The following is a 22,710-nucleotide window of genomic DNA, read 5'->3' as shown; positions in this document are numbered from 1 at the left end:
AACACCAGAAATGAACAGTAAAAATAAAAATACGATTATTGTTAGGTCTCGATATTTAGTTTGTAAGCGATGACGCATGTAGAGGCTAAAAAAAACGATCAGGATAAATAAAGCACTAAATATAATGATGTATTTTAAATAATCATTAATATTAGACTGCGTTTGTAGATAGTCGATGCCATAAAATCTCATATAGTTATAATCCCTAAACACTTAAGACCCCGTTTTTATTATAGTAACACATTGCCATTTCCCGCTCTAACGACCACGATCCTGACTTTCTCCTCCCTTCCAACTCACCACTATCTCCCTTGCTGCTTTCCATGTTGAAAACTACTTGATCAACATTTAGTCCAGATATAGATTATTTGTCTAAATCTGAACGCAATTGAGAGGACACATGGCTCCGGATATCACGCTGCGCAATATCGAAAACGTGCCTGCTCCCGTGGGGCACTATTCGCACACCACTACCGCAGGCGGATTGGTGTTTATTTCCGGGCAGCTACCCGTTGCCGTTGACGGCAGCCCACGCTGCGATGCGCCTTTTGAGGAGCAGGCCCGGCTGGTGCTGCAAAACATAGAGTCCTGCCTCGGCTGCGCGGGCGTAACAAAGCAGCACCTTGTTTCCGTGCGGGTGTACATCACGGATATCAATCTCTGGCCGCTATTTAACAAAATCTACGCGGAGTGGATTGGCGAGCATCGCCCTTCCCGCGCGGTAGCCGGCGTTTCACAGCTCCATTACGGCGCAGCGCTTGAAGTTGAAGCCGTGGCGCTCTCTGAATAAGACAACCGATTGAAGGAGGCATAATGAGTGAACTAGTTCTTCCCGTTTATGACGATGTGGTGGCCGCAGCTCAGCGTATTAAAGACCATGCCAACCGCACGCCGGTGATGACTTCCCGCACCGTGAATGAAGAGTTTGGCGCAGAAGTCTTTTTCAAATGTGAAAATTACCAGCGCATGGGTGCGTTTAAATTTCGTGGCGCAATGAACGCCCTCGCCCAGTTCACGCCCGCGCAGAAAGAAGCTGGCGTGGTGGCCTTCTCCTCCGGGAACCACGCCCAGGCGATTGCGCTGGCAGCAAGGCTGTTGGGTATTCCGGCCACTATCGTGATGCCGGAAGATGCCCCGGCGGCCAAAATAGCCGCGACGCGGGAATACGGCGGGAAAGTCATTCTCTATAACCGCTACACCGAAGACCGCCAGCAGATCGGTAACGATCTGGCTGAGAAATATGGCCTGACCCTGATCCCTCCTTACGATCATCCACACGTGATTGCGGGCCAGGGTACGGCGGCAAAAGAGCTGTTTGACGAGGTCGGCGAACTGGACGCGCTGTTTGTCTGCCTGGGGGGCGGTGGCTTAATTTCCGGCTGCTCGCTGGCGGCACGCAGGCTTTCGCCCCACTGTAAGGTTTATGGCGTTGAGCCGGAGGCGGGGAATGACGCGCAACAGTCCTTCCGACGCGGTAAGATTGTGCGCATCGATACGCCAAAAACGATAGCAGACGGCGCGCAGACCACCTTCCTCGGCGACTATACCTTCGAGATGATTCGCCAGAACGTGGACGATATCTTTACCGCCAGCGATGACGAACTGATCGACTCGATGAAGTTTTTCGCCGAGCGCATGAAAATGGTCGTCGAGCCGACGGGTTGCCTTGGTTTTGCTGCCGCACGCGGGATGAAAGAGAGCCTTCGCGGCAAGCGTGTGGGCATCATCCTTAGCGGCGGTAACGTCGACATCAGCCGCTACGGCGAGTTACTCGCCAGGGCCGCACAGCGTTAAACATCAGGAGAGAATAGCGTGACAAAACCAGCAGACAATACCCTGCTAGAGCAGCTCGACAATATTGCCCAGGGGATAAGCGAGACCTTCGCGCCGTTTTGTGAGGTGGTAGTGCATGACCTGCAACAGCCGCAACACTCTATTCTCTCCATACATAACAATCTGTCGGGCCGAAAAGTCGGCCAGGCCGCAACCGAAATGGGGCTGGCTCGCATTGCCTCCCCGGATTTTCCGGCAGTGGTTGCCAATTACGCCAACCAGTTTGCCGATGGTCGCCCGGTAAAAAGTACCTCCATCGGGCTGAAAGATGCCTCCGGGGAGTACGTCGCCGCGCTGTGCCTGAATCTGGATATGACCTTGTTCAGAGGGATGCAAAGCATGCTGTCGCGCTTCACTGAAACCCACGCGGGTCCGGTGGAAGAGCACATTGAACCCGTAGGTTCAGAGGCCATAAGGCTGAGAATCGACCAGTATGCTGCCGGGCTGGCGACGACGCCGCGCGCGCTGAAAACTTCGGAAAGAATTGAGCTGTTGCAGACGCTGAAAAAAGAAGGATTACTGGATATCCGTAAATCGATGGAAACCGTGGCGCAGCATCTGGGCATTTCGCGGGCGTCGGTTTATCTGTATGCAAAACAACAGCCGACCGTGGACGACACGGCGTAATTCAACCGCGATTTTTTTGCCAGGGCAGACAGATGGGTTCTTTGAAGTGGCTGATAGCGTCTTTACCCCAGGAACCAAAGCGCTCCGGAATGGCTCTCAAAAGCATCGCAGTTTCGGTGCTATTCCTCACCCTCAGCGGCTGCCGCTCTGCCCCTGACGCTTCTGCTTCATCAATGCGGCTGGATCGCCGACTCAACGAACAGGTTGTGATGCTGCCGGTCGAAACTGACGGGAAAATCGTTGAGCTCGAAACCACGCTCTACAAGCCTCCGGGCAACGGTCCTTTCCCTCTGCTGTTAATGAATCACGGCAAAAATCCCGGCAACGCCCGCACGCAGCCTCGTTCACGTCACCTTGAAATTGCCTCGGTATTTGTTCACCGCGGGTTTGTGGTTGCCATACCTATGCGGGAAGGCTTCGCGGCATCAGGCGGGCAGTATCCGCGCGACGGATGCGACGTTCGCCGCCACGCGTTTGACGAGGCCAAAGATTCTGCCGCCGCCCTCAGTGCGCTGGTAAAGTTGCCGTATGTCGATCGCACACGCATCGTGGTTGCCGGTCAGTCTGATGGCGGGCTGGTGACCATGGCCCTGAGTACCCGGCAAATTCCCGGCGTACTGGGCGTGATTAACTTTTCCGGCGGGCTACGCATGAAAACCTGCGCAGGCTGGCAGCAAAACTTGGTGAACGCCTACGACAGTATCGGGCAACGGGCGCGTTACCCGTCGCTTTGGTTCTACGGCGATAACGATGAACTTTGGCCGCAGCCGCTGCCGCAGCAGATGTTCAGCGCCTACACAAGCCAGGCCTCCGGGGCTGCAAACCGAGCCCGAATGGTTGATATCGGTACCTTCGGGAAAAACTCCCATGACTTTGCCGACAGCAAGGCCGGCGTCAGACTGTGGTACCCGCAGATGAAAACGTTCGTTCACTCGCTGGGCCTGCCGTTTGAACCTATTTAGCCGGTACTCAGTGCCTGGCCAGCCAGGCACTAACCCACCGCAGGAAACCTCGAGCTATAAATCTCTTTCAGCCAGTCGATAAACACGCGTACTCGCGGAGAAAGCTGCCGGTTTTGGGTATACACCGCAGAAACAGCGATGGCCGGACTTTGCCAGTCGCTCATCACTTCAACCAGCCGACCTGCAGTCAGCGCCTGTTCGACGTGGTAACGCGGGATCTGAACCAGGCCGCAGCCCCGCAGGGCGCAGATAACATAATTTTCCGCTTCGTTGACCGTCACCCAGCCTTTGGGCGAGAAGGCTCGCCGCTCGTTATCGATGATGAATTCGAAGGGATAATTCAGGCCGCCCGTGGTCGAGAAGAAGTTTACACACTGGTGATGCTCGAGATCGTCCGGATGCTCAGGTACACCAAATGACGCCAGATAATCCGGGCTGGCGCACACAATTTGCGGCAAATCCGCCAGGTGGCGCGCAACCAGCGAAGAATCCTGCAGCTTACCGGCTCGCACCACGCAGTCGATCCCCTCACGAACCAGATCAACCAGCCTGTCGCCGCTGCTGATAATCAGCTCGATGTCCGGGTAACGGCGATGAAACTCATCCAGCAGCGGAAGAACTATCTGTGACGCATGCGTTCCCTGCAGGTCGATGCGCAAAATTCCACGAGGCCTGGTGACCACCGGTCGCAGCGCGGCCTCTGCATCATTCAGCTCTGCCAGAATATATACGCAGCGCTGGTAATACGCTTTGCCGTCCTGGGAAGCTCGCACGTGGCGGGTAGTCCGTTCCAGCAGGCGGCAGCCAAGCTGGCTCTCCAGCTCTTTAATCGCATTGCTTGCCGTGGCTCTCGGGATGCCAAGCTGGTCTGCGGCCTGGCTGAAACTGCCCAGCTCAACAATGCGGGTGAACAGCTGCAACGTATCGAATTTATCCATCTATTATTAACCAAAACGAAATTATCTAATCAAATTAGCACCATTTATCCCGAATTCAAAAACATTAACAATGCACCCACGCCCACTCGGGGCGACCCACTCACAGCATCTGGAGAACAACATGACAACTGCAAAGAAAACTGCCCTGGTGACCGGCGCTTCCCGTGGGATTGGCCGGGCTATTGCCGAAAGACTGGCTCGCGACGGCTTCACCGTCATCGTCAACTATGCCGGTAACAAAGCCAGCGCCGATGAAACGGTGCAGGCGATTAAGGCCAGCGGCGGTGAAGCCGTGGCGATCCAGGCCGATGTCTCATCCGAAAGCGATGTCGCTCGCCTGTTTGCCGAAGCGAAAGCCGTTAATAACCAGCTCGATGTAGTGGTGCACAGCGCAGGGATTATGCCGATGGTGAAAATCACGCCAGCCGGCCTCGCTGAGTTTGACAAAGTCATCAACACAAACCTGCGCGGCGCGTTTATGGTGCTGGCTAATGCCGCCGAATCACTGAACGAAGGCGGCCGCATTATTGCCCTTTCAACCAGCGTTATCGCGAAATCCTTCCCGGCATACGGCCCTTACATTGCCTCTAAGGCCGGTGTTGAAGGCCTGGTTCACGTTCTCGCCAACGAGCTGCGCGGCCGCAATATTACCGTTAACGCCGTAGCGCCTGGGCCAACCGGCACGGATCTATTCCTGAACGGTAAAACCGAAGAGCAAATCCAGGCCATCGCCAACCTCGCCCCGCTCGGGCGCATCGGCACACCTGACGAAATTGCCAGCATTGTTGCCACGCTGGCTGGTCCGGACGGCAGCTGGGTGAATTCTCAGGTTATCCGCGTCAACGGCGGCTTTGCTTAAATTTCGCGGCAAACTGGAGAAAACCATGCAGCAAATCATTCTGATAACCGGGGCGTCCAGCGGCTTTGGGGCGTTATCCGCTCGCGCCCTCGCCCATGCCGGACATACCGTCTACGCCAGTATGCGGGACATCGCGGGCCGCAATGCCCCTCAGGTTGAAAGCCTTAAGGATTATGCGCGGCAGCACGAGGTCGATCTCCGTGCCGTTGAGCTTGACGTGCAGTCTCAGGATTCTGCGAATGCGGCCATCGCGCTGATTATTGCGGAACACGGCAGGCTCGACGTCGTGGTTCATAACGCCGGACATATGTCCTACGGCCCCGCTGAAGCCTTCCTGCCGGAGCAGTTCAGCCAGCTGTTTGACATTAACGTGCTGGGCACCCAGCGCGTTAACCGGGCGGCTCTGCCTTATTTGCGCCAGCAGAGAAAGGGCCTCGTGCTTTGGGTCGGCAGCAGCAGTACCAGGGGAGGCACGCCCCCCTATCTGGCCCCTTATTTTGCCGCCAAAGCCGCAATGGACGCCGTGGCCGTGAGCTATGCCGCCGAGCTAAGCCGCTGGGGTATTGAAAGCTCTATTCTGGTGCCGGGCGCCTTTACCAAAGGCACCAACCATTTCCTGCATTCCGGCAAGCCTGCGGATACCGAACGCGAACAGGCGTACACAAAACATGGCCCAACGGCCGGCCTGGAGGATGAAGCGCTGAAAGGCCTGGCGGCCTGCGAGCCGGAAGATGCAGACGTAGCAGACGTGGCCGCGGCGATGGTGGACATCGTGAATGCGCCGGACGGCAAACGCCCGTTCCGGGTGCACGTTGATCCCTCCGACGACGGCGCCGAAGTGGTGAACGCGGTGGCCGACCGCATCCGCAAAGAGTTTTTGCAACGTATTGGCTTAGGCGACCTGCTTACTCCCCGACGGTAAACCCCCGGCCTGCGGCTTATCTTGCATCTGGCAAAAGCTAGGCCGCAGGCCATTTCCTGGAGTGTTTGATGCGCACGTTTCTCTTTCTGTTGAGCGGATTTTTACTCGCCAGCGGGTGTTATCTGCTGATTCGACTTTTTACCCCGGACTACCCGCCAGCCCAGGCGATTATCGCCAGAGGCTTTGCGGTGCTGTGGTGCCTTATTACGGCGGTCAATATGCTGATCGGGGTTATTAAAGTGGGCTACGGCTGGGGTGAAGAGCTGACGATTTTCCTTATCATTTTCGCCCTGCCGGTGATTCCGCTGCTGTGGCTGGTCGAGCGTTAATCCTGGGGGTTACTCGTCAGACTCCTCGATACCTGCATCAATGCCAGAAAAGCCCGGCGGCTGTACGTTTCGCTGCTGCACAGCACTTCATACAAGTTGCCGTGAATTTGCTGTTGATGACCCGTTTCGTGGAAGCCATTTCGCAGGTAAAACGTTTTCCGTTTTATCTGCTGTTCGGCTAAGGGTAAAAAACCTCAAGCGGTTCTCTTTGACCTTCCGGGAAGGCGTGCTGATTAATGCTCTCAATCGCGTGAAAATGCTCAGTTTCCGGGGGTAGATCTTTAATACTTAGTGCCATAAAACCCGCTTTTACTCCGTGGCGGTATGCCATTGCCAGGCTGCTTTGAGCGAGGAACTGACGTTGCCGAATATAAGATGGCAACCGTAAACCAATTCATTCGGTATTGCGAAGTGCTTCAAGATCATTAGACATTATTGCAGTGAGGTATTTAGTAATCAGTTCTACAGGCCAATCCCACCACGCTAATTTTTCCAATTCGGATACTATTTCATCAGAAAATCGTTTCTTTATCACTTTTGCTGGATTCCCCCCCACGACTGTATAGGCAGACACATCAGTTGTGACGACTGATCGCGAGGAAATAATTGCGCCGTTACCAATTTTTACGCCAGGCATGATAAGTGCTTCATACCCTACCCACACATCGTTCCCGATAACCGTGTCGCCTTTGTAGGGCAGATCGCCGGATTGCGGCATAGCTTTTTCCCATCCATTTCCGAAGATGTAAAACGGGAAGGTAGAGAAGCCTGATAGTTTGTGGTTAGCGCCGTTCATGATGAACTGGACGCCTTTTGCGATAGCGCAAAACTTACCAATAACCAATTTATCGCCTATGAACGGGAAGTGATAGAGAACATTTCGTTCAAAATTCTCAGCCCCCTCAGGATCATCATAATAGGTGAAATCACCCACAATTATGTTTGGATTTGTCACTGTATTTTTAATGAAACAAACCTGAGGAAATCCTTCCATTGGATGTTTGTTCATTGGATTTGGTCCGTGCATATTTCCTCCGATTAGAATTTTACCGACATCAGATTATCACACACGACATACTCTTTCTTTTCAGTGAGGCATCTTCGGCGGCTAATGGCTTTAATAGCAAGCGTTCTGTATGGAGTTCTGGTATTTGCATATGCACATTTCCTTCCCAACGAAATATCTATTTCCGTTTTGCCTGATTTGCCTAAGAAGTTCAACCCACCAGCCCGCTGACAAAGTCCAGCAAGGCGCGGGTTTTCGCCGGAACGTGGTGCCGCGAGGGATAATAGGCGTAGAGCGGGAAGCGGTGATCTGACCACGCCGGGAAGAGTGGCACCAGGCGCCCCGAAGAAACGTATTCCTCGCTGCCGAGTTCAAAAATCTGCACCACGCCGAGCCCGGCCAGGCAGGTGCTGAATGCGGTTTCCGCATCGTTGACCGTCAGCATGCCTCTGGGCTGGATCATCAGCTTCTTTTTCCCCTGGTGAAACTCCCAGGCGAACGGTTTCCCCGTCAGCGGCTCGCGGAATAAAATGCAGCGGTGCGGCTCGTTCTGAAGCTCCTGAGGCGTTTTCGGGTGGCCAAAGCGCTGCAAATATTCGGGCGAGGCCATGGCAAAAACCCGCGTGTCGAACAGCTTTCTTGCTATCAGTGACGAAGACTGAGGGTGGCCAAAGCGCAGCGCCAGGTCAAAGCCGTCCGAGATAAGATCGCCCAGCTCATCACGGCTGCGAAGCTCAATTTCAAGATTCGGGTTTTCATCCATAAAGGTGCCGAGGCGCGGCCCCAAAACCTGGCTGGCAAACAGCGGGTCAACGTTAACCCTCAGCCTGCCCCGAATTTTTTGCCTGCCCCCTGCGGCCCCGCCGGTAACGTCGGCCAGGGCGGCAATCAGCGGCATTACCTGTTCGTAGAACTCACGCCCTTCATCGGTCAGCCTGACCGAACGCGTTGTTCTCTCAAATACGCGGATCCCAAGCCTTGTTTCAAGGCGGGCAATCGCCCTGCTCACGCCGGACTGCGACATATCCAGCATCTCTGCGGCAGCGCCAAAACTCAGGGTATCGACAACCGCCGCCATCACGTCCACGCCTTCCAGCAACTGCGAACTTAATGCTCTCATTGGTGACTCCGGGTCATAAGTCTTATGCCTTTCATGCTATCGCATTCTGCCCTTCGCGACGCCACAATTTGCTCGTCATTTCGATCTGTTCACCTTTTCAGGATGGTTTTATGCAATCAAGCAGTACAAATATTGCTGCGCCGCATGGCGCGCATGTGTCCCGGGCCCGCAGTATCGCGGCGGTGCTCGCGCTCAGCCTCGGCTGTTTCACCTTTGTCAGCACCGAGCTGATGCCGGTTGGCGTACTGCCGGGCATGGCCGCCGGACTCAACGTTTCTCTGGGCGTGGCCGGTTATCTGGTCACCATTTTTGCTTTTATGGTGGCCCTCACCGCCGCCCCGCTCACCGGGCTGCTGGGGCACATTAACCGCAAAACGCTGATGGCTGGCCTGCTGGCCGCCTGCTTTGCCGGGAACCTGATTACCTGGCTGGCAACGGATTACTTTGTGGTATTCATTGGCCGTATTCTGGTGGCTGCGGCTATCGGCGTATTTTGGTCAACCGCCGTGGTCACCGCCGTGCATCTGGTGGCTTCACGCAATGCCGTGCGGGCAACGTCGGTTGTTTTTGGCGGTGTTTCTCTGGCAACGGTGCTGGGCGTGCCTGCGGGCACCATGCTGGGTGATTTCTACGGCTGGCGTTCCGTGTTCGCCGCGCTGTGTATCTTGTGCCTGGTGGTTTTCACGCTTATCGCCTGGTCAGTTCCTGCGGTGAGGATCGCCAAATCTGCCAAACGCGGGGCTATTTCCGCGGTGTTTAAAAGTGGCGCCTTACTGGGTATTTTCGGCATCACCGCGCTGGTGGTCACCGCTAACTTCCTGGCCTACACCTACATTACGCCGTTCCTTGAGCAAATGGCCGGCCAGAGCGGCGGGCAAATCAGCATGCTGCTGCTGGTTTATGGCGCAGCAGGCGTTATCACCAACTTCGCCGTCGGGCCATTTGCCGCCCGTGCGCCACGCACAAGTCTGGGAATTGTTGCTGCGCTGTTCACCGCCAGTCTTGCCGGTCTTAATGCGGCAGCCGTCAGCCATACGGCCATCTTCATCACCATTGCGCTGTGGGGCGCGGCCTACGGCGCACTGCCGGTACTGTTGCAAACCCTGGTGTTTAAAGAAGCTTCTCGCCTGGAAGGCGGCGCCGATGCCGCGACCTCGGTCAACGTCTCGGTCTTTAACGCAGCCATCGGGCTGGGCTCTTTGACAGGCGGCCTGCTGATAAACCTGACCGGGCCTCGCCCCATTCCCTATGTTGCCGCCGCTTTTGCGCTGGCCGGGCTGCTCGCCGTGATGGTCACCCGTGAAAACAAATCCCGTGGTGGCTGATAGCCCTGGCTTTCCGTTTGTCATTTTTTTGTCATTTCCAGGTCAGCACTTTGTTGGCCTCCGCTCGCTAAATTAGCCGTGACCCCCTTTGTTGAATCCTGAGGATACACCATGAAATTACGCCATCTCTCTGCTATCGCCTCTCTCGTGCTTGCCGTGCTGGGCAGCTCCGTCGCTCATGCCGACACCACGCCAGCCCCCCAGGAAGTGAAGAATATCGTGCTGGTGCACGGCCTGTTTGCCGATGGCTCTAGCTGGGGCAAAGTTATCCCGCTGCTGCAGGCCAAAGGCCTGCACGTGACTGCGGTACAGAACCCAACTACCTCTCTGGATAACGATGTTGCCGCAGTGAAACGCACGCTGGCGCAGCAAGACGGCCCGGTTATTCTGGTGGCACACTCTTACGGCGGCATGGTCATCAGCCAGGCTGGCGATGAGCCTGAAGTTAAAGGCCTGGTGTATATCGCCGCCCGCGCGCCAGAAGCAGGTGAAGACTACCCGGCGCTCACCAAAAAATACCCTGCGGCTCCGGCTTCTGCTGGCCTGAAGTGGAGCGATGAAGGCTACGGCGCGCTGAGCGAGTCTGCGTTTGTGCATGATTTCGCCGGTGACCTGCCGGTGAAAGAAGCCGAAGCGTATTACGCAGTACAGCAGCCGATCGGTAAAGCCATCACCACGGCAAAAACCACGGTTGCCGCCTGGCACAACAAACCAACCTGGTATGCGGTGTCTACCGAAGACCGCACCATTAACCCGGATTTGGAGCGTTTCATGGCGAAGCGCATGCACGCTCAGACCATTGAGCTGAAGTCCAGCCACGTGTCGCTGATTTCTCAGCCAGAAGCGGTCGCTAACCTGATCATGAAAGCCGCACACGTGCCTGGATACTAAGGTTCACGCATCTTATACTGACGAGACTGGGGCGCCCTGCACGCCCTTTTCTCTCCTTTTAACAGGATCCCGCCGTTTGAAAATCCTCATCATTGAAGACGAAGCCAAAACCGCCTCCTACCTGGTCAGCGGGCTGAACGAAGCGGGCTATACCGCGGACTGGGCGGCCAACGGCATCGACGGCCTGCATCTGGCGCGGGAAGAAAGTTATGACCTGATTCTGCTGGACGTTATGCTGCCGGAAATGAACGGCTGGACGGTGATGGAGCGTTTACGCGCCCACAGCCAGACGCCGGTGCTGTTTCTGAGCGCGCGCGGCACGCTCGAAGACCGTTTACGCGGGCTTGGGCTGGGCGCCGATGAGTACCTGGTGAAACCTTTCTCCTTTGCCGAACTGCTGGCAAGGATCCGCATTATTTTACGCCGTGGTCAGCCGCTGGCCGAAGCCGAAGAAGTGCTGTCGCTGGCGGATCTGATGGTGGACGTTGCGAAGTTCCGCTGTGAGCGAGAAGGGAAACGCATCACCTTGACCAACAAAGAGTTCAAGCTGCTGGTGTGCTTTCTGCAGCATCCGGGGCAGGTTTTGTCGAGAACGTTTCTGGCTTCCCGCGTCTGGGATATGAACTTCGATAGCGACACCAACGTTGTGGACGTCGCGGTGCGCAGGCTGCGGCAAAAAGTGGACGATCCCTTTCCTGTGCGGCTGATTCATACCGTGCATGGCGTGGGCTACCGCTGCGAGCAAGAGTCATGAAGCGCGTCTCGCTGACCTTTCGCCTGGCCGTCCTGCTGGCGGCGTTCTCGTTGGTTGCTTTTACCGTGATGGGCAGCGCGCTTTATTACGCCCTCCGCCAGCAGCTGTCGATACGCGACGATGCCGCGCTGGTTTCCCGCGTGGACCAGATCAGCACGCTGCTGAGGGATCTTGACGCGCGGCAGCTGATCCGCGAAAAGCCCCATTTGTTTGCCAATATGCTGGGCAATACTGAATCCCTGCTGGTGATCCGCTATGTGGGCGGCGCTACGCTGCTGGAAGTGAACCCCATGCAGCGCGCGATTCCCGGCGTTACGGCAGTTGCTGCCAACCAGCGGCTGACGCTTGAGGCCGTGCATCACGCCAATAACGCGGACGGCACGCCGATGGTGTATATGGCCGCGATTAGCCCTTCTGCCAACGATTTACCACCGCTGGAGATTATCTCGGCGCGCGTACTGAGCGACAGAACTCATATCCTGGAAGAGTACCGCAACAAGATTATTCTCTTTGCCTCGATGATGGCGGCAATCTCCGTTGTGCTGGCGGTGATTTTTGCCCGTCGTGGCATTTCCCCTTTGCGCAGGCTGGCCGACCGCACGGCAAAAATCGGCACCAAAACGCTCTCTTCACGGCTTGATAAGCAGGATGTTCCGACCGAACTTGATACGCTGATCGACCAGATTAATGCCATGCTCGAACGCCTGGAACGCGGGTTCCAGCAGTTAAAACAGGTCAGCGCCGATATGGCCCATGACCTGCGCACGCCGATAACCACCCTGCTCGGCCAGACGGAAGTCGGCCTGGGCACCGCGAGGGACAACGCTTATTACCAGCGGCTGCTGGGCTCGAATTTTGAAGAGCTGCAGCGCATGTCGCGGATGATCGACAACATGCTGTTTCTGGCCCAGGCGGAGCAGCCTGACCAGGAGATCCAGCGGCTTCATATTGAGGTTGCCGAAGAGGTCCATCGTATCGGTGAGTATTTTGAGGACCTGGCCGCCGACCGTGACGTAACGATTCAAATTCGCGCCAGCGGAACGGTATATGCCGATGCCCTGCTGCTGCGCCGCGCTCTGGCGAACCTGCTTTCTAACGCGGTGCGCTTTGCACAGCCTGGTAGCGAGATTCTCATTGAGGCGAAGCCAGCAGATAAAGGCATGTCTATCGAGGTGATTAACCGAGGCGAGACGATTTCCCCTGCGCATCAGGAAAGGATTTTCGATCGTTTTTACCGCGCGGACCCTTCCCGTAACGACTCGGCGCACTCCAGCGGGCTTGGGTTATCCATCGTTAACTCCATCATGCAGCTGCATCAGGGCCGCTGCCGGGTTGAAAGTCAGGCTGGCGTAACCCGGTTTGGCTTATGGTTCCCGAATGGCCAGTAGCGCTGGTGGACGATGAACCGCGTGGTTTATGGGTGTCGGCGCACTATTTTGGCCGGAAGATAGCGCTGCAAAGGCTCCGGCGACTGCCCGTCAATCAGGTTGCTAATCAGCTCATAGCAATGAAAAGCCAGCTGGCGGTTATCCTGCTGGATGGTGTCGATTCGCACCGACAGCGAGTCGTAGAGATAGTGATCGTCAAAGCTTGCCAGATGGATATCGCTTTCCAGCAGGTTGTGCTGGCTCATGTAGCGCAGCACGCCTTCAAGCAGGCCGCAGGCGGCGGTGAACAGCGCCTTTGGCGGGCGGCCAAGCTGCGCGCAAAGTGCGGCAAAAGACTCATAGCCGGCACTCGGATGGTAGCTGCCGTGAATAATCCACTCCGGGCGCAACGCAACGCCTGCGCGGGTAAGTCCCTGAGTGAATCCTTCCAGGCGATCCCTCGTTGGCGATAATCTTGACTGCCCGCCCAGAAAGTAAAATTCATCCGCATGTTGGCGGGCAATAGGCTCAATCAGTTCGGCGGTAGGTTGCACAGAATCGGTGATAACCAGAGGCAGCGTGGTGTCGTTCATGTGCCTGTCGAACAGAACCACCGGCAGCTGTTCGCTCAGCTTGTGGTAATCCACCGCACTCAGCATGCTCGAAGCAACAATCAGGCCGTCTACCTGGCGCGCAATCATATTGCTGACCACCATGTTTTCCTGCCCCGGGTTTTCATCCGTGCAGGAGATAAGCAGCTGAACGCCCGCCTCGCGGCAGAGCATTTCCAGCTCGTGGGAGAAAACGGCGAAGCCGTAGTTGGTTATCTCCGGCACCACGAGACCAATGGTGTGGCTGCGATCGTCGCGCAGCGAACGCGCGTGAATGCTCGGCTGGTAGTGCTGCTGTTGCGCAATCGTCATGATGCGCTCGCGGGTAGCCTGCGCCACCCTCAGCTCTTTGCCTCGTCCATTGAGCACCAGGCTGGCGGTCGCCTTTGAAACGCCCGCCAGTTCGGCAATATCTTTAATCGTGACGCGTTTGGTTTTTTTCACAGCGCAACCGTGGCAGTTAGTCCAAACCCTCATTCTATCATGCAGGAACGCAGCGACCAGTAGCGCAACGTGACCTCCGACTCACCGTTGAAAGAGAGCCGCTCTGAAGATTGTGGAAAATAGCGGCTGCTCATCACGCCTTCCCCGTGATTGATAAAAATCTCTACGCTCGAGCTGTCGCAGAGGATCTGCAGGGAAGAAACCTTGCCGTGCCAGTAGCGGTATAGTGGCTCACCCGTCGCCAGGCCCGGACGCTGAAGCGTAATGCCCTGCCCGGTAACTTCTAGCGTCAGGCCGCCGCCAAAATGGATGCCCAGCTCGCCGCTCAGCTCTATCTGTAGCTCAAGACGTTTTGCCTCCAGCCCCGGTGCCAGGCTGGCTTCGCCCTGCCAGCGCTGTTCTGCTTCGCGAAGCTGAGCCAGTTCCGCAATCGGCTGTTGATAAAGCTTGCCGTTTTTAAGCGTCAGCTCCCGCAGGCAGGTCATCTGGTGGATCCAGCCATGCTCCCGCGTTGGCTGCAGCATCTCTTCCCCATCCGGTACGCCCATCCAGCCAACAAGCAAACGCCGTCCGTCCGGAGCCAGCGCCGTTTGCGGGGCGTAAAACTCAAAGCCGGCGTCCAGCTCGTTCAGCTCGCCGTGGTTAAATTTGGCCGAAGCGTAATCAAAGTCGCCGACCAGATATGCCGCCGGGTAAACGTTAAGAAAACGTTCAGCCCGGCGGGCAAGCCCCTGTGGGCAGCACAGCAGCAGGTGTTTACCGTCCAGCGGGAAAAGATCGGGGCATTCCCACATATAGCCTGCATCCGTAAGCCCGTTGACGCCGTGACCGGCGATTTCCCCCCTGCTCTCCCAGTCATGCAGGTTGGCAGAGGAAAACAGCAAAACCTTGCCTTGCTTGTGCAGATCCTGAGCGCCCAGCACCATGTACCAGACGCCTTCGTGCTGCCAGACCTTCGGGTCACGCACGTGGCCGCTGTAGCCCGCAGGCAGCGGCAAAACCGGGCCCACTTTGTCAAAACCGCCGTCGCTGTTTTCTACGGCGAGGCACTGCCAGGCCGTGCGGCTGCCGTCGTCAAACTTAACGTTGCCGGTGTAGCACAGCGTCAGCCTGCCTGCGTTATCAACGGCGCTGCCTGAGTAGCAGCCGTTGCGGTCGTAATCTTCATCCGGCATCAGCGCCAGCGGCTCGTGCCGCCACTGCACTAAATCTGCCGAACTCCAGTGGCCCCAGCACTTGTACTTATGATCTGCTGCCAGCGGGTTCCACTGATAAAACAGGTGCCAGCGCCCGGCAAACCAAGTGAATCCGTTGGGATCGTTCATTAACCCCGTCACCGGGGCGTGGTGCCACTGCGGGTAGTGGGTATCCTGCAGGGCCTTTGGCTGGCCTTTCATTACCGCCTGTAAGATGGCGGGCAGGCGGGAAGCTAACGTCATTATTCAGACTCCGCTTTGTATTTCAGCAGCAGCGAGAGAGCAAACGCCACGCCAAAGGCGATAACCATGCCGATAATGTAGTTCACCAGCGAACTGGCCTGCACGATGGCCATGCCCGGCAGCGCGGTTAAGCCCACAGCCGTCATGTAGACATGCACGGAGACCACCCAGGCCCCGCCCGCGGCGCCACCGATAAGCGCTGCAATAAAGGGTTTAACAAAGCGAAGGTTGATGCCGAAGATGGCCGCCTCGGTAATGCCTAACATGGCCGAAAACGCCGAGGGCAGCGTGATGGCCTTGATTTTCGCGTCCCGGGTTTTAAACCATACCGCCAGGCAGGCACCGCCCTGCGCGACGTTGGCCATCGCCCAGATTGGCAGCAGGAAGTTGACGCCAATAGCCGGGTTGCCCAGCAGCCCGGCCTCAATGGCGTGGAAGCTATGGTGGATGCCCGTTATCACAATCACCGAATACAGCCCGCCAAAGAGCAAACCGGCGAGCCAGCCCGCATGAGCAATGAGCGTGCTGAGTACCAGCGAGATGCCGTCACCCAGCGCCCGTCCGGCCGGGCCGATGATCAGCAGCGCAATAAAACCGGAAATAATGACGGTGAGGAACGGGGTCAGGATCAGGTCTAACGCATCGGGAATAACGCGGCGGAGCTGTTTTTCAACAATACTCATAAACCACACCGCCAGCAGCACCGGGAAGACCGTGCCCTGGTAGCCAATCATCGCCACTTCCAGCCCGAAGAAGTTCATGGTGTGGAACCCGGCGGCCACGCCCCAGGCGTTGGTTAACGCCGGGTGCGTTAAAATCCCGCCCAGCGTCGCGCCCAGATAAGGGTTGCCGCCGAACTCGCGGGCGGCCGTAAAACCAATCAGAATAGGCAGGATAATAAACGCGGCGGAGCTACACATATCCAGCATGATATAGAGCGCGTTGTCCGGGCTAACCCAGCCGTAGGTTTTCACCATCCCCAGCAGCCCCATCAGCAAACCAGAGGCTACAATGGCCGGGATGATGGGAACAAAAATGTTCGACAGCAAACGCGCTATGCGCTGGAACAGGTTCAGCTTTTTCGCCGCCAGATTTGCCGCCTCAGACTTGCTGGACTCCACGATCCCTGCGGCCTGAATAAACGCGGCATACACCTTGTTGACCACGCCGGTGCCGAAGATGACCTGCATCTGCCCTGCGTTGCGAAAACACCCCTTCACCCCGTCAATTTTGCCGATCGCCTGCTGGTCTGCGAGCGCATCGTCAACCAGCACCAGCCGCAGCCGTGTGGCGCAGTGTGCCGCACTGGCGATGTTTTCTTTACCGCCCAGCAGCGGAATCAGCTCGCGGGCAATGTGATTGAAATCCATAGACACCTCTAAACGCTTTATTGTTATTTCGTGGCTCTCCCGCCGCGGCGGGAGGCAAGTTCGTTAAAACCAGGTTTCCATCTGAACGCCAAAGTTCCATTCTCCGCCGGCGTTAAAGCCGCTGCTGCCGAAGGCGTCATTGCCGGCGTATTTGTCCAGCTTGCTGCTCCAGTCCATCCAGGTGGCAAACAGGCGCAGTTCCGGGCGGCTGAAGAAGTCGCCGATGCTGCCGGCCTTCAGCGTTGGGGCGAAAGTAAGCTTGTAGAAGCTGCCGTTGACCGCGTTGCGGTCTTTGTAACCTTCAGGTTTAAGATCCATGTACTGATAGCTGCCCTCGAAGGCCAGGGCAAAGTTTTGCGTCACCTCTTTAATAAGCCGCGCGTTGACCGTCGCCCACTGATAGCTGTCGCCCTTCACGTAGCGATCTTTACTGCTTTGTGCCAGCAATGCCGGGGCAATATGCCAGCCGCCGCCAATAGGCGTCACGCCAAAGCTCGCAAAGCGCCAGGTATTTGCCTCCGACAGCAGCGCGCCGTCTGAGCCAATGCCCTTTACCTCTGCCCCAAGGCCGTGGCCGTAAAGCAGCGCGGTTTTGGCGCTACCTTCGCGCAGGCCGTAGAAACTGTCATTATGCAGCCCCACCAGGGTATGCACGCCGGTATTCGCCGCTTCTTTTTGAATCAGATCGCCGTTTGCATCTTTGCGGTCGTCGTTGTCTTTCGCCCGCAGCCCCGTCACCATCAGCTGGAACGGCCCGGCAAAGTGATTCATGGTCAGCATATAGTTCTGGACGGTGTTGCCGGTGTCCTCGAGGTTGCCGAAGTTACGGCCATAGACCGCAAAGTTACTGCGCAGGCCGTCATTCCATTTCACGTCATACACGCCGCCGCCGGTACCCGCGAGGAACACCACGTCCGAGTCGAGCCAGTGAATGTCGAAGTTGTCCCGGTCAAAGCGCTTACCTGCCCACCAGGTACTGCCTTTAAGCGGGCCGTCGAAACCGGGCAGATTGCCCAGCTCGGCAAAAGCCTGGCGAATGTTCAGGTCGCTTGAGTCTGCCGACCAGTCGTTATAGGTTTTTTGCCCGTCAGCCAGCATGGCCTTAAAGCGGGTGGTTGTGCCGTTGTCGAGCGTCTGGCGATGCTCCAGATTTAGCTCAACGTAGGTATCCGCTTCGTTACCCAGGCGCCCTACCGCGCCGCCGGTTTCCCCTGCGGGGGTTAAATAAGGGCCGCTTTTGCTGCTGGAAGCAGAATCGTTCATTAGCAGGCCTGAACGCGCGTACCCGTGGAACTCAAAGCCATTTTGTTTATCCGCTTTAGATTCCAGCCTGGCGGTGCGTTCAGCAACTTCTTTGGTCGTCGCCTGAGTTTGTTGCTGTTGGGAAGCGAGCTGTTGAGCTTTGTTTTCAGCCACGGTTGCGCGTTTCTCGGCCGCCTGTGCGCGGCTTTCCGCATCCTGTAATCGCTGTTCCATCGCCGCAAGGCGTGATTCGATGCTGCTTAAATCCGTGGCGGCCTGTACGGAGGCCGTGCCGACCAGCAGCGCTATCATCACCGCCAGTTTGCTTTTCTGATACATGTTCGTCGTGTCCCTGAGAGGCTAATGTCAGTTATTTTGCTAAACCGGTTTAGTCAAAAAAGGGTAACCAGGCCTGAATGCTGAAAGCAATGAATTTGGCTAAACCGATTTAGTAAATGTGACAGGCACGACAATCAGAATATATTTTACCCGGCTACAGCGACTGCTCGACTTCCTCGCGACGCGGTAAGGCGGTCATCGCGCCTTTCGCCGTCGTCGCCAGCGCGCCGCAAAGCTGCGCCTGAGCGACAATCTCGGCCAGCTGCCGTTCGCTTTCGGGTAATCCCTGAGCCGCCAGGCCGCTGAGCAGCCCGGCGACGAAGGCATCACCCGCGCCGGTGGTGTCCACGCAAACTACGGGCCTGGCGTCAAAGTGATAGATTTCCCCCCGGTAGTAGACCAGCACGCCATCCTTGCCCTGCGTCACCAGCAGGAGGCTCATCTGATAGCGACCGGCCAGCTCGGTAATACCTTCCCGAAGGTCAGCTTTGCCGCTGATAAAAATAAGCTCTTCGACGGAAAGCTTCACGACATCGGCCAGCAGCAAGGCTCTGATCAGGCATGCCTGAAGCTCGGCGGCGTTGTGCCACAGATCGGGGCGGATATTGGGGTCAAAGCTCACCTGGCCGCCGGCTTTTTTAATCTGCTCCATCGCTGAAAACGTGGTGCTTCGGCTGGGCTCTGCGCTAAGGGCTATCGAGCAGACGTGCAGCCACTGGTGGTGCCTGAAGGACGGGATATCGCCCGATTCAAGGAATAAATCCGCGCCGGGACGAACCATAAAGGTGAACGTTCGTTCGCCGTGCTCGTCAAGATCGACCACCACGGTGGAGGTTCTATGGTCTGCATCCAGACGCATAAAATCGATGTTTACGTTTTCGTCTTTAAGGGTTTGCCGCATAAAGCGACCAAAGGGATCGTCCCCTACGCGGCCGATAAATCCGCTGCTGCCGCCGAGGCGAGCAATGCCTACGGCGACGTTGGCCGGCGCGCCACCCGGGCATTGCAATAGTCGGCCGTTGCCGTCCGGAAGCAGGTCGACAACCGCGTCTCCAAGAACCCAAACCTGTACGCTCATGGTATCTCCATTCTCAAGCTAAATTTTGCTAAACTGGTTTAGCTATTTAAGCACACTCAGAGAACACGCTGAAACAAAATTACTGATGATTTGGGGGACTTGTGTAACCAAAGTTCTTAGTCTGACTGTGTCAGATGCCAAACCGCTGTGCCATAATATCGCGCGACAACTCACCGAATGAGCCTTATTGGCAAGACGTTACGTCGAAAAAAGAGTATGCACATGGACATCAAACCTAAAAAACATCGTTCGCTTTACATCCCTTACGCCGGACCCGTTTTACTTGAATTCCCCCTGCTGAACAAAGGCAGCGCTTTCAGCATCGAAGAGCGCCGTAACTTCAACCTGCTTGGCCTGCTGCCGGAAGTGGTTGAAACCATCGAAGAACAAGCGGAACGCGCCTGGATCCAATACCAGGGCTTCAAAACCGAAATCGACAAGCACATCTACCTGCGCAACATTCAGGACACCAACGAAACGCTGTTCTACCGCCTGGTCGAAAATCATCTGGAAGAGATGATGCCGGTGATTTACACCCCGACCGTCGGCGCGGCCTGCGAACGCTTCTCCGAAATTTATCGTCGTTCCCGTGGCGTGTTCATCAACTATGAAAATCGTCACCACATGGACGATATCCTGCAGAACGTGCCTAACCACAACATTAAAGTGATCGTGGTGACCGACGGCGAGCGTATTCTCGGCCTCGGCGACCAGGGCATCGGCGGCATGGGCATTCCGATCGGTAAGCTTTCGCTCTACACCGCCTGTGGCGGCATCAGCCCGGCTTACACCCTGCCGGTGGTGCTGGACGTAGGGACCAATAATCAGCAACTGCTGAATGACCCGCTGTATATGGGCTCTCGCCACCCGCGTATTACCGGCGACGACTACTACGAATTCGTGGATGAATTTATTCAGGCCGTGCGCCACCGCTGGCCGGACGTGCTGCTGCAGTTCGAAGACTTCGCGCAGAAAAACGCCATGCCGCTGCTGACCCGTTACCGGGACGAAATCTGTTCGTTTAACGACGACATTCAGGGCACCGCGGCGGTAACCGTCGGCACGCTGATCGCCGCCAGCCGTGCGGCAGGCAGCCAGCTCAACCAGCAGAAAATCGTCTTCCTGGGCGCAGGCTCTGCAGGCTGTGGCATCGCCGAGCAAATCATCGCTCAGATGCAGCGCGAAGGGCTGAGCGAAGAAGCCGCCCGCAGCAACGTGTTCATGGTCGACCGCTTCGGCCTGCTGACCGACAACATGCCTAACCTGCTCTCCTTCCAGACTAAACTGGTGCAGAGTCGCGAAAGCCTGTCTGCGTGGGATCTGGAAAACGAAGCGATTTCGCTGCTGGACGTGGTGCGTAACGCGAAGCCAAATATTCTTATCGGCGTTTCTGGCCAGACCGGCCTGTTCACCGAAGAGATCATCCGCGAAATGCACAAGCACTGTGCCCGCCCAATCGTGATGCCGCTGTCCAACCCAACCTCCCGCGTGGAAGCAACTCCGCAGGATATCATCACCTGGACCGACGGCGCCGCGCTGGTGGCCACCGGCAGCCCGTTTGCGCCGGTGAGCTGGAAAGACAAAACCTATCCTATCGCCCAGTGTAACAACGCCTACATCTTCCCGGGCATTGGCCTGGGGGTGATTGCCTCCGGTGCGTCACGCATTACCGACGAAATGCTGATGGCGGCCAGCGAGTCCCTGGCGCAGCACTCTCCGCTGCTGAACGACGGTGAAGGCATGGTGCTGCCTGAGCTGAAGGATATCCAGAAAGTGTCCCGTGCGATCGCTTTTGCGGTGGCGAAAATTGCCCAGCAGCAAGGCGTGGCGGTGGTGACGTCTGCCGAAGCCCTGAAGCAGGCGATTGATGAGAACTTCTGGCAGCCGGAATACCGCGATTACCGCCGGACGTCTATTTAACGAAGTCATCGTGAAAGCCTTTCAAACCCGCCTTTTGGCGGGTTTTTTACTTTTGATTCCGCGCTTTAATGAAGTCCACAAAGCACGGAAAGCGGCGGAGGGATGCCTGCGGTTCTTGAAATCACGGTTTCTTATACGAATAGCTCAACAGAATCGGATCGTCAGGAATCTGCGTAAACTGCGTAATTATCTGGTGGTAATCCGCCGTAGGGTCAAGATCCTGCAATTTTTGCGGATACAGGTCTTTGGCTAAAATCTCCATCCCGATGATGTTATACGGGTGATTATAGAAGTGGTGGTAAACGCCATACACTTTGCCCTCTTTTACCGGCTCAATGCTCTGGAACGTGGTACGAGCCAGCAGCTTATCAAAGGTCGCATTCACTTCCTGCGGCGTGCCGCCATAGCCAAACGGCAGTACGCTTGGGTTCGGGCGTTTGGAGCCAGACATAATATAGACGTCAGGCTTCATGGCGATTATCTGCTCCATCGACACAAACCCTGCGCTGCCCGGCAGCAGCGTAGAGCCAATATTCTTCCCGCCTACGGCTTCGACCAGCGCCCCCCAACCGTTATGCCCGTGGGTGAAACAGCAGTTTTCGGTGTTGCCGGCAATCGGCTCAATAAATACGGTCGGTTTATTTTTAACGTCGGCGGTAACCTGCTGGATATGGGTCAGGTGCTGCTGATAATAATCGGTGTACTCTTTCGCTCGTTTTTCCTGATTAAGCACGGTGCCGAGCAGCTTCACGCTGTTCGCGGTGTTTTCCACCGGGTGCAGCTCATAATCAACAAACACTACGGGAATATTCAGTTTCTTAAGTGACTTAATGACGCCGGTTTGCTCCAGCGCGGGCTTGGCTCGCAGTTGCGCAATCATGATGTCCGGCTGCTGGGCCAGCACGCTCTCAAGGTTAACCTCGCCCTGATCGCTAAAGCCCATATCAATAATCTTCGTGGCCTCTGGCCATTTGCGCTTCAGTACGTCCCAGGTTTGGGTATCCTGCTTTTTCGGCAGGTTATTCCAGGCCACGACGCGCTTGAACGGATCTTCGCGGTCGAGCAGTGCGAGGGAAAGAATGTCGCGTCCGTCCTGCAAAATGACGTGCTGCGGTTCTTTTTCGATAGTAATGCGCTGGTTATCCATGTCGGTAACCGTGATGGGATACGTTGTTGCACCGCAGCCTGCCGAAGCGAGCAGTAACCCTGTCAGGACAAAATTTGCTTTCATTGATTGATGCTCTCCATGAGAAAGAGATTAGTTATTATTACTATTTATATTAATAAAGCCTTAATTCTCCCCGGCATGGCAAGCGCTCATTGGTTTAATTTTA

22 protein-coding genes are annotated in these 22,710 nt (G+C 56.3%); 12 read left to right on the top strand and 10 right to left on the bottom strand.

Annotated elements, in window-relative coordinates; translation table 11 throughout:
- A partial coding sequence (locus HX778_RS16255) for a DUF3290 family protein (protein ID WP_176982542.1) occupies positions 1-192 on the bottom strand: 192 nt, incomplete at its 3' end.
- A 208-nt stretch (positions 193-400) separates the two neighbouring features.
- Here HX778_RS16255 and HX778_RS16250 point away from each other — a divergent pair.
- The 4 genes from HX778_RS16250 to HX778_RS16235 all read left to right on the top strand — a co-directional run bounded on the left by HX778_RS16250 (position 401) and on the right by HX778_RS16235 (position 3,422).
- On the top strand, positions 401-790 hold the full coding sequence (locus HX778_RS16250) for a RidA family protein (protein WP_176982541.1): 390 nt from the start codon (positions 401-403) through the stop codon (positions 788-790).
- A 23-nt stretch (positions 791-813) separates the two neighbouring features.
- Positions 814-1,794 (top strand): threo-3-hydroxy-L-aspartate ammonia-lyase, encoded by a 981-nt coding sequence (locus tag HX778_RS16245; RefSeq protein ID WP_038472326.1) that lies wholly within the window; start codon positions 814-816, stop codon positions 1,792-1,794.
- A gap of 18 nt (positions 1,795-1,812) precedes the next feature.
- Positions 1,813-2,460 carry a helix-turn-helix transcriptional regulator gene (locus tag HX778_RS16240; RefSeq protein WP_176982540.1) on the top strand — a complete coding sequence of 216 codons (648 nt, stop codon included), beginning with the start codon at positions 1,813-1,815 and terminating at the stop codon, positions 2,458-2,460.
- An 89-nt stretch (positions 2,461-2,549) separates the two neighbouring features.
- Entirely contained in the window at positions 2,550-3,422 is an 873-nt protein-coding gene (locus tag HX778_RS16235) for a dienelactone hydrolase family protein (RefSeq protein ID WP_255483414.1), read from the top strand.
- Between the two features lie 29 nt (positions 3,423-3,451).
- Here the strand turns inward: HX778_RS16235 and HX778_RS16230 are convergent, their stop codons facing one another.
- On the bottom strand, positions 3,452-4,360 hold the full coding sequence (locus HX778_RS16230; protein ID WP_176982538.1) for a LysR family transcriptional regulator: 909 nt from the start codon (positions 4,358-4,360) through the stop codon (positions 3,452-3,454).
- Positions 4,361-4,481: 121 nt separating this feature from the next.
- Between HX778_RS16230 and HX778_RS16225 the strand changes: the two genes are divergently transcribed.
- The 3 genes from HX778_RS16225 to HX778_RS16215 all read left to right on the top strand — a co-directional run bounded on the left by HX778_RS16225 (position 4,482) and on the right by HX778_RS16215 (position 6,470).
- Complete coding sequence (locus HX778_RS16225; protein ID WP_038472317.1) at positions 4,482-5,219, top strand: SDR family oxidoreductase; 738 nt, start codon at positions 4,482-4,484, stop codon at positions 5,217-5,219.
- Positions 5,220-5,244: 25 nt separating this feature from the next.
- Entirely contained in the window at positions 5,245-6,141 is an 897-nt protein-coding gene (locus HX778_RS16220) for an SDR family NAD(P)-dependent oxidoreductase (RefSeq protein ID WP_176982537.1), read from the top strand.
- Positions 6,142-6,209: 68 nt separating this feature from the next.
- Positions 6,210-6,470: a hypothetical protein gene (locus HX778_RS16215; protein WP_038472314.1), complete on the top strand. Its 261-nt coding sequence runs from the start codon at positions 6,210-6,212 to the stop codon at positions 6,468-6,470.
- 394 nt (positions 6,471-6,864) lie between these two features.
- On the opposite strand, the gene HX778_RS16210 is transcribed toward HX778_RS16215, so the two are convergent.
- On the bottom strand, positions 6,865-7,497 hold the full coding sequence (locus HX778_RS16210) for a Vat family streptogramin A O-acetyltransferase (RefSeq protein ID WP_176982536.1): 633 nt from the start codon (positions 7,495-7,497) through the stop codon (positions 6,865-6,867).
- A 190-nt stretch (positions 7,498-7,687) separates the two neighbouring features.
- Positions 7,688-8,596, bottom strand: a complete 909-nt coding sequence (locus HX778_RS16205; RefSeq protein WP_176982535.1) for a LysR family transcriptional regulator — start codon at positions 8,594-8,596, stop codon at positions 7,688-7,690.
- A 110-nt stretch (positions 8,597-8,706) separates the two neighbouring features.
- Between HX778_RS16205 and HX778_RS16200 the strand changes: the two genes are divergently transcribed.
- The 4 genes from HX778_RS16200 (at position 8,707) to HX778_RS16185 (ending at position 12,954) form a co-directional block, all read left to right on the top strand.
- Positions 8,707-9,921 carry an MFS transporter gene (locus tag HX778_RS16200; protein ID WP_176982534.1) on the top strand — a complete coding sequence of 405 codons (1,215 nt, stop codon included), beginning with the start codon at positions 8,707-8,709 and terminating at the stop codon, positions 9,919-9,921.
- A 111-nt stretch (positions 9,922-10,032) separates the two neighbouring features.
- Positions 10,033-10,812 (top strand): alpha/beta fold hydrolase, encoded by a 780-nt coding sequence (locus tag HX778_RS16195; RefSeq protein WP_176982533.1) that lies wholly within the window; start codon positions 10,033-10,035, stop codon positions 10,810-10,812.
- 76 nt (positions 10,813-10,888) lie between these two features.
- Positions 10,889-11,566 (top strand): heavy metal response regulator transcription factor, encoded by a 678-nt coding sequence (locus tag HX778_RS16190; RefSeq protein ID WP_176982532.1) that lies wholly within the window; start codon positions 10,889-10,891, stop codon positions 11,564-11,566.
- On the top strand, positions 11,563-12,954 hold the full coding sequence (locus tag HX778_RS16185; protein WP_176982531.1) for a heavy metal sensor histidine kinase: 1,392 nt from the start codon (positions 11,563-11,565) through the stop codon (positions 12,952-12,954). The genes HX778_RS16190 and HX778_RS16185 overlap by 4 nt, the downstream gene beginning before the upstream one ends.
- 26 nt (positions 12,955-12,980) lie before the next feature.
- On the opposite strand, the gene HX778_RS16180 is transcribed toward HX778_RS16185, so the two are convergent.
- The 5 genes from HX778_RS16180 to HX778_RS16160 form a co-directional block, all read right to left on the bottom strand.
- A complete protein-coding gene (locus tag HX778_RS16180; protein ID WP_038472300.1) occupies positions 12,981-13,988 on the bottom strand; it encodes a LacI family DNA-binding transcriptional regulator in 1,008 nt (335 codons plus the stop codon).
- A 29-nt stretch (positions 13,989-14,017) separates the two neighbouring features.
- Entirely contained in the window at positions 14,018-15,427 is a 1,410-nt protein-coding gene (locus HX778_RS16175) for a sucrose-6-phosphate hydrolase (RefSeq protein ID WP_176982530.1), read from the bottom strand.
- The gene (locus HX778_RS16170; RefSeq protein ID WP_176982529.1) at positions 15,427-16,797 is read right to left on the bottom strand and encodes a sucrose-specific PTS transporter subunit IIBC; all 1,371 of its coding nucleotides are present in this window, start codon (positions 16,795-16,797) and stop codon (positions 15,427-15,429) included. Before HX778_RS16170 ends, HX778_RS16175 begins: the two co-directional genes overlap by 1 nt.
- Positions 16,798-16,860: 63 nt before the next feature.
- On the bottom strand, positions 16,861-18,378 hold the full coding sequence (locus HX778_RS16165) for a carbohydrate porin (protein ID WP_038472292.1): 1,518 nt from the start codon (positions 18,376-18,378) through the stop codon (positions 16,861-16,863).
- A gap of 154 nt (positions 18,379-18,532) precedes the next feature.
- Entirely contained in the window at positions 18,533-19,456 is a 924-nt protein-coding gene (locus HX778_RS16160; RefSeq protein WP_176982528.1) for an aminoimidazole riboside kinase, read from the bottom strand.
- 222 nt (positions 19,457-19,678) lie between these two features.
- Here HX778_RS16160 and HX778_RS16155 point away from each other — a divergent pair, with 222 nt between their 5' ends.
- Positions 19,679-21,376, top strand: a complete 1,698-nt coding sequence (locus HX778_RS16155; protein WP_038472287.1) for an NAD-dependent malic enzyme — start codon at positions 19,679-19,681, stop codon at positions 21,374-21,376.
- 121 nt (positions 21,377-21,497) lie between these two features.
- Here the strand turns inward: HX778_RS16155 and HX778_RS16150 are convergent, their stop codons facing one another.
- Positions 21,498-22,607: an ABC transporter substrate-binding protein gene (locus HX778_RS16150; RefSeq protein WP_176982527.1), complete on the bottom strand. Its 1,110-nt coding sequence runs from the start codon at positions 22,605-22,607 to the stop codon at positions 21,498-21,500.
- Positions 22,608-22,710 lie beyond the last annotated feature (103 nt).

This window comes from Cedecea sp. P7760, assembly GCF_013386425.1.
Classification (GTDB): domain Bacteria; phylum Pseudomonadota; class Gammaproteobacteria; order Enterobacterales; family Enterobacteriaceae; genus Cedecea; species Cedecea selenatireducens.
This window is presented reverse-complemented; position numbering and strand designations above follow the sequence as displayed.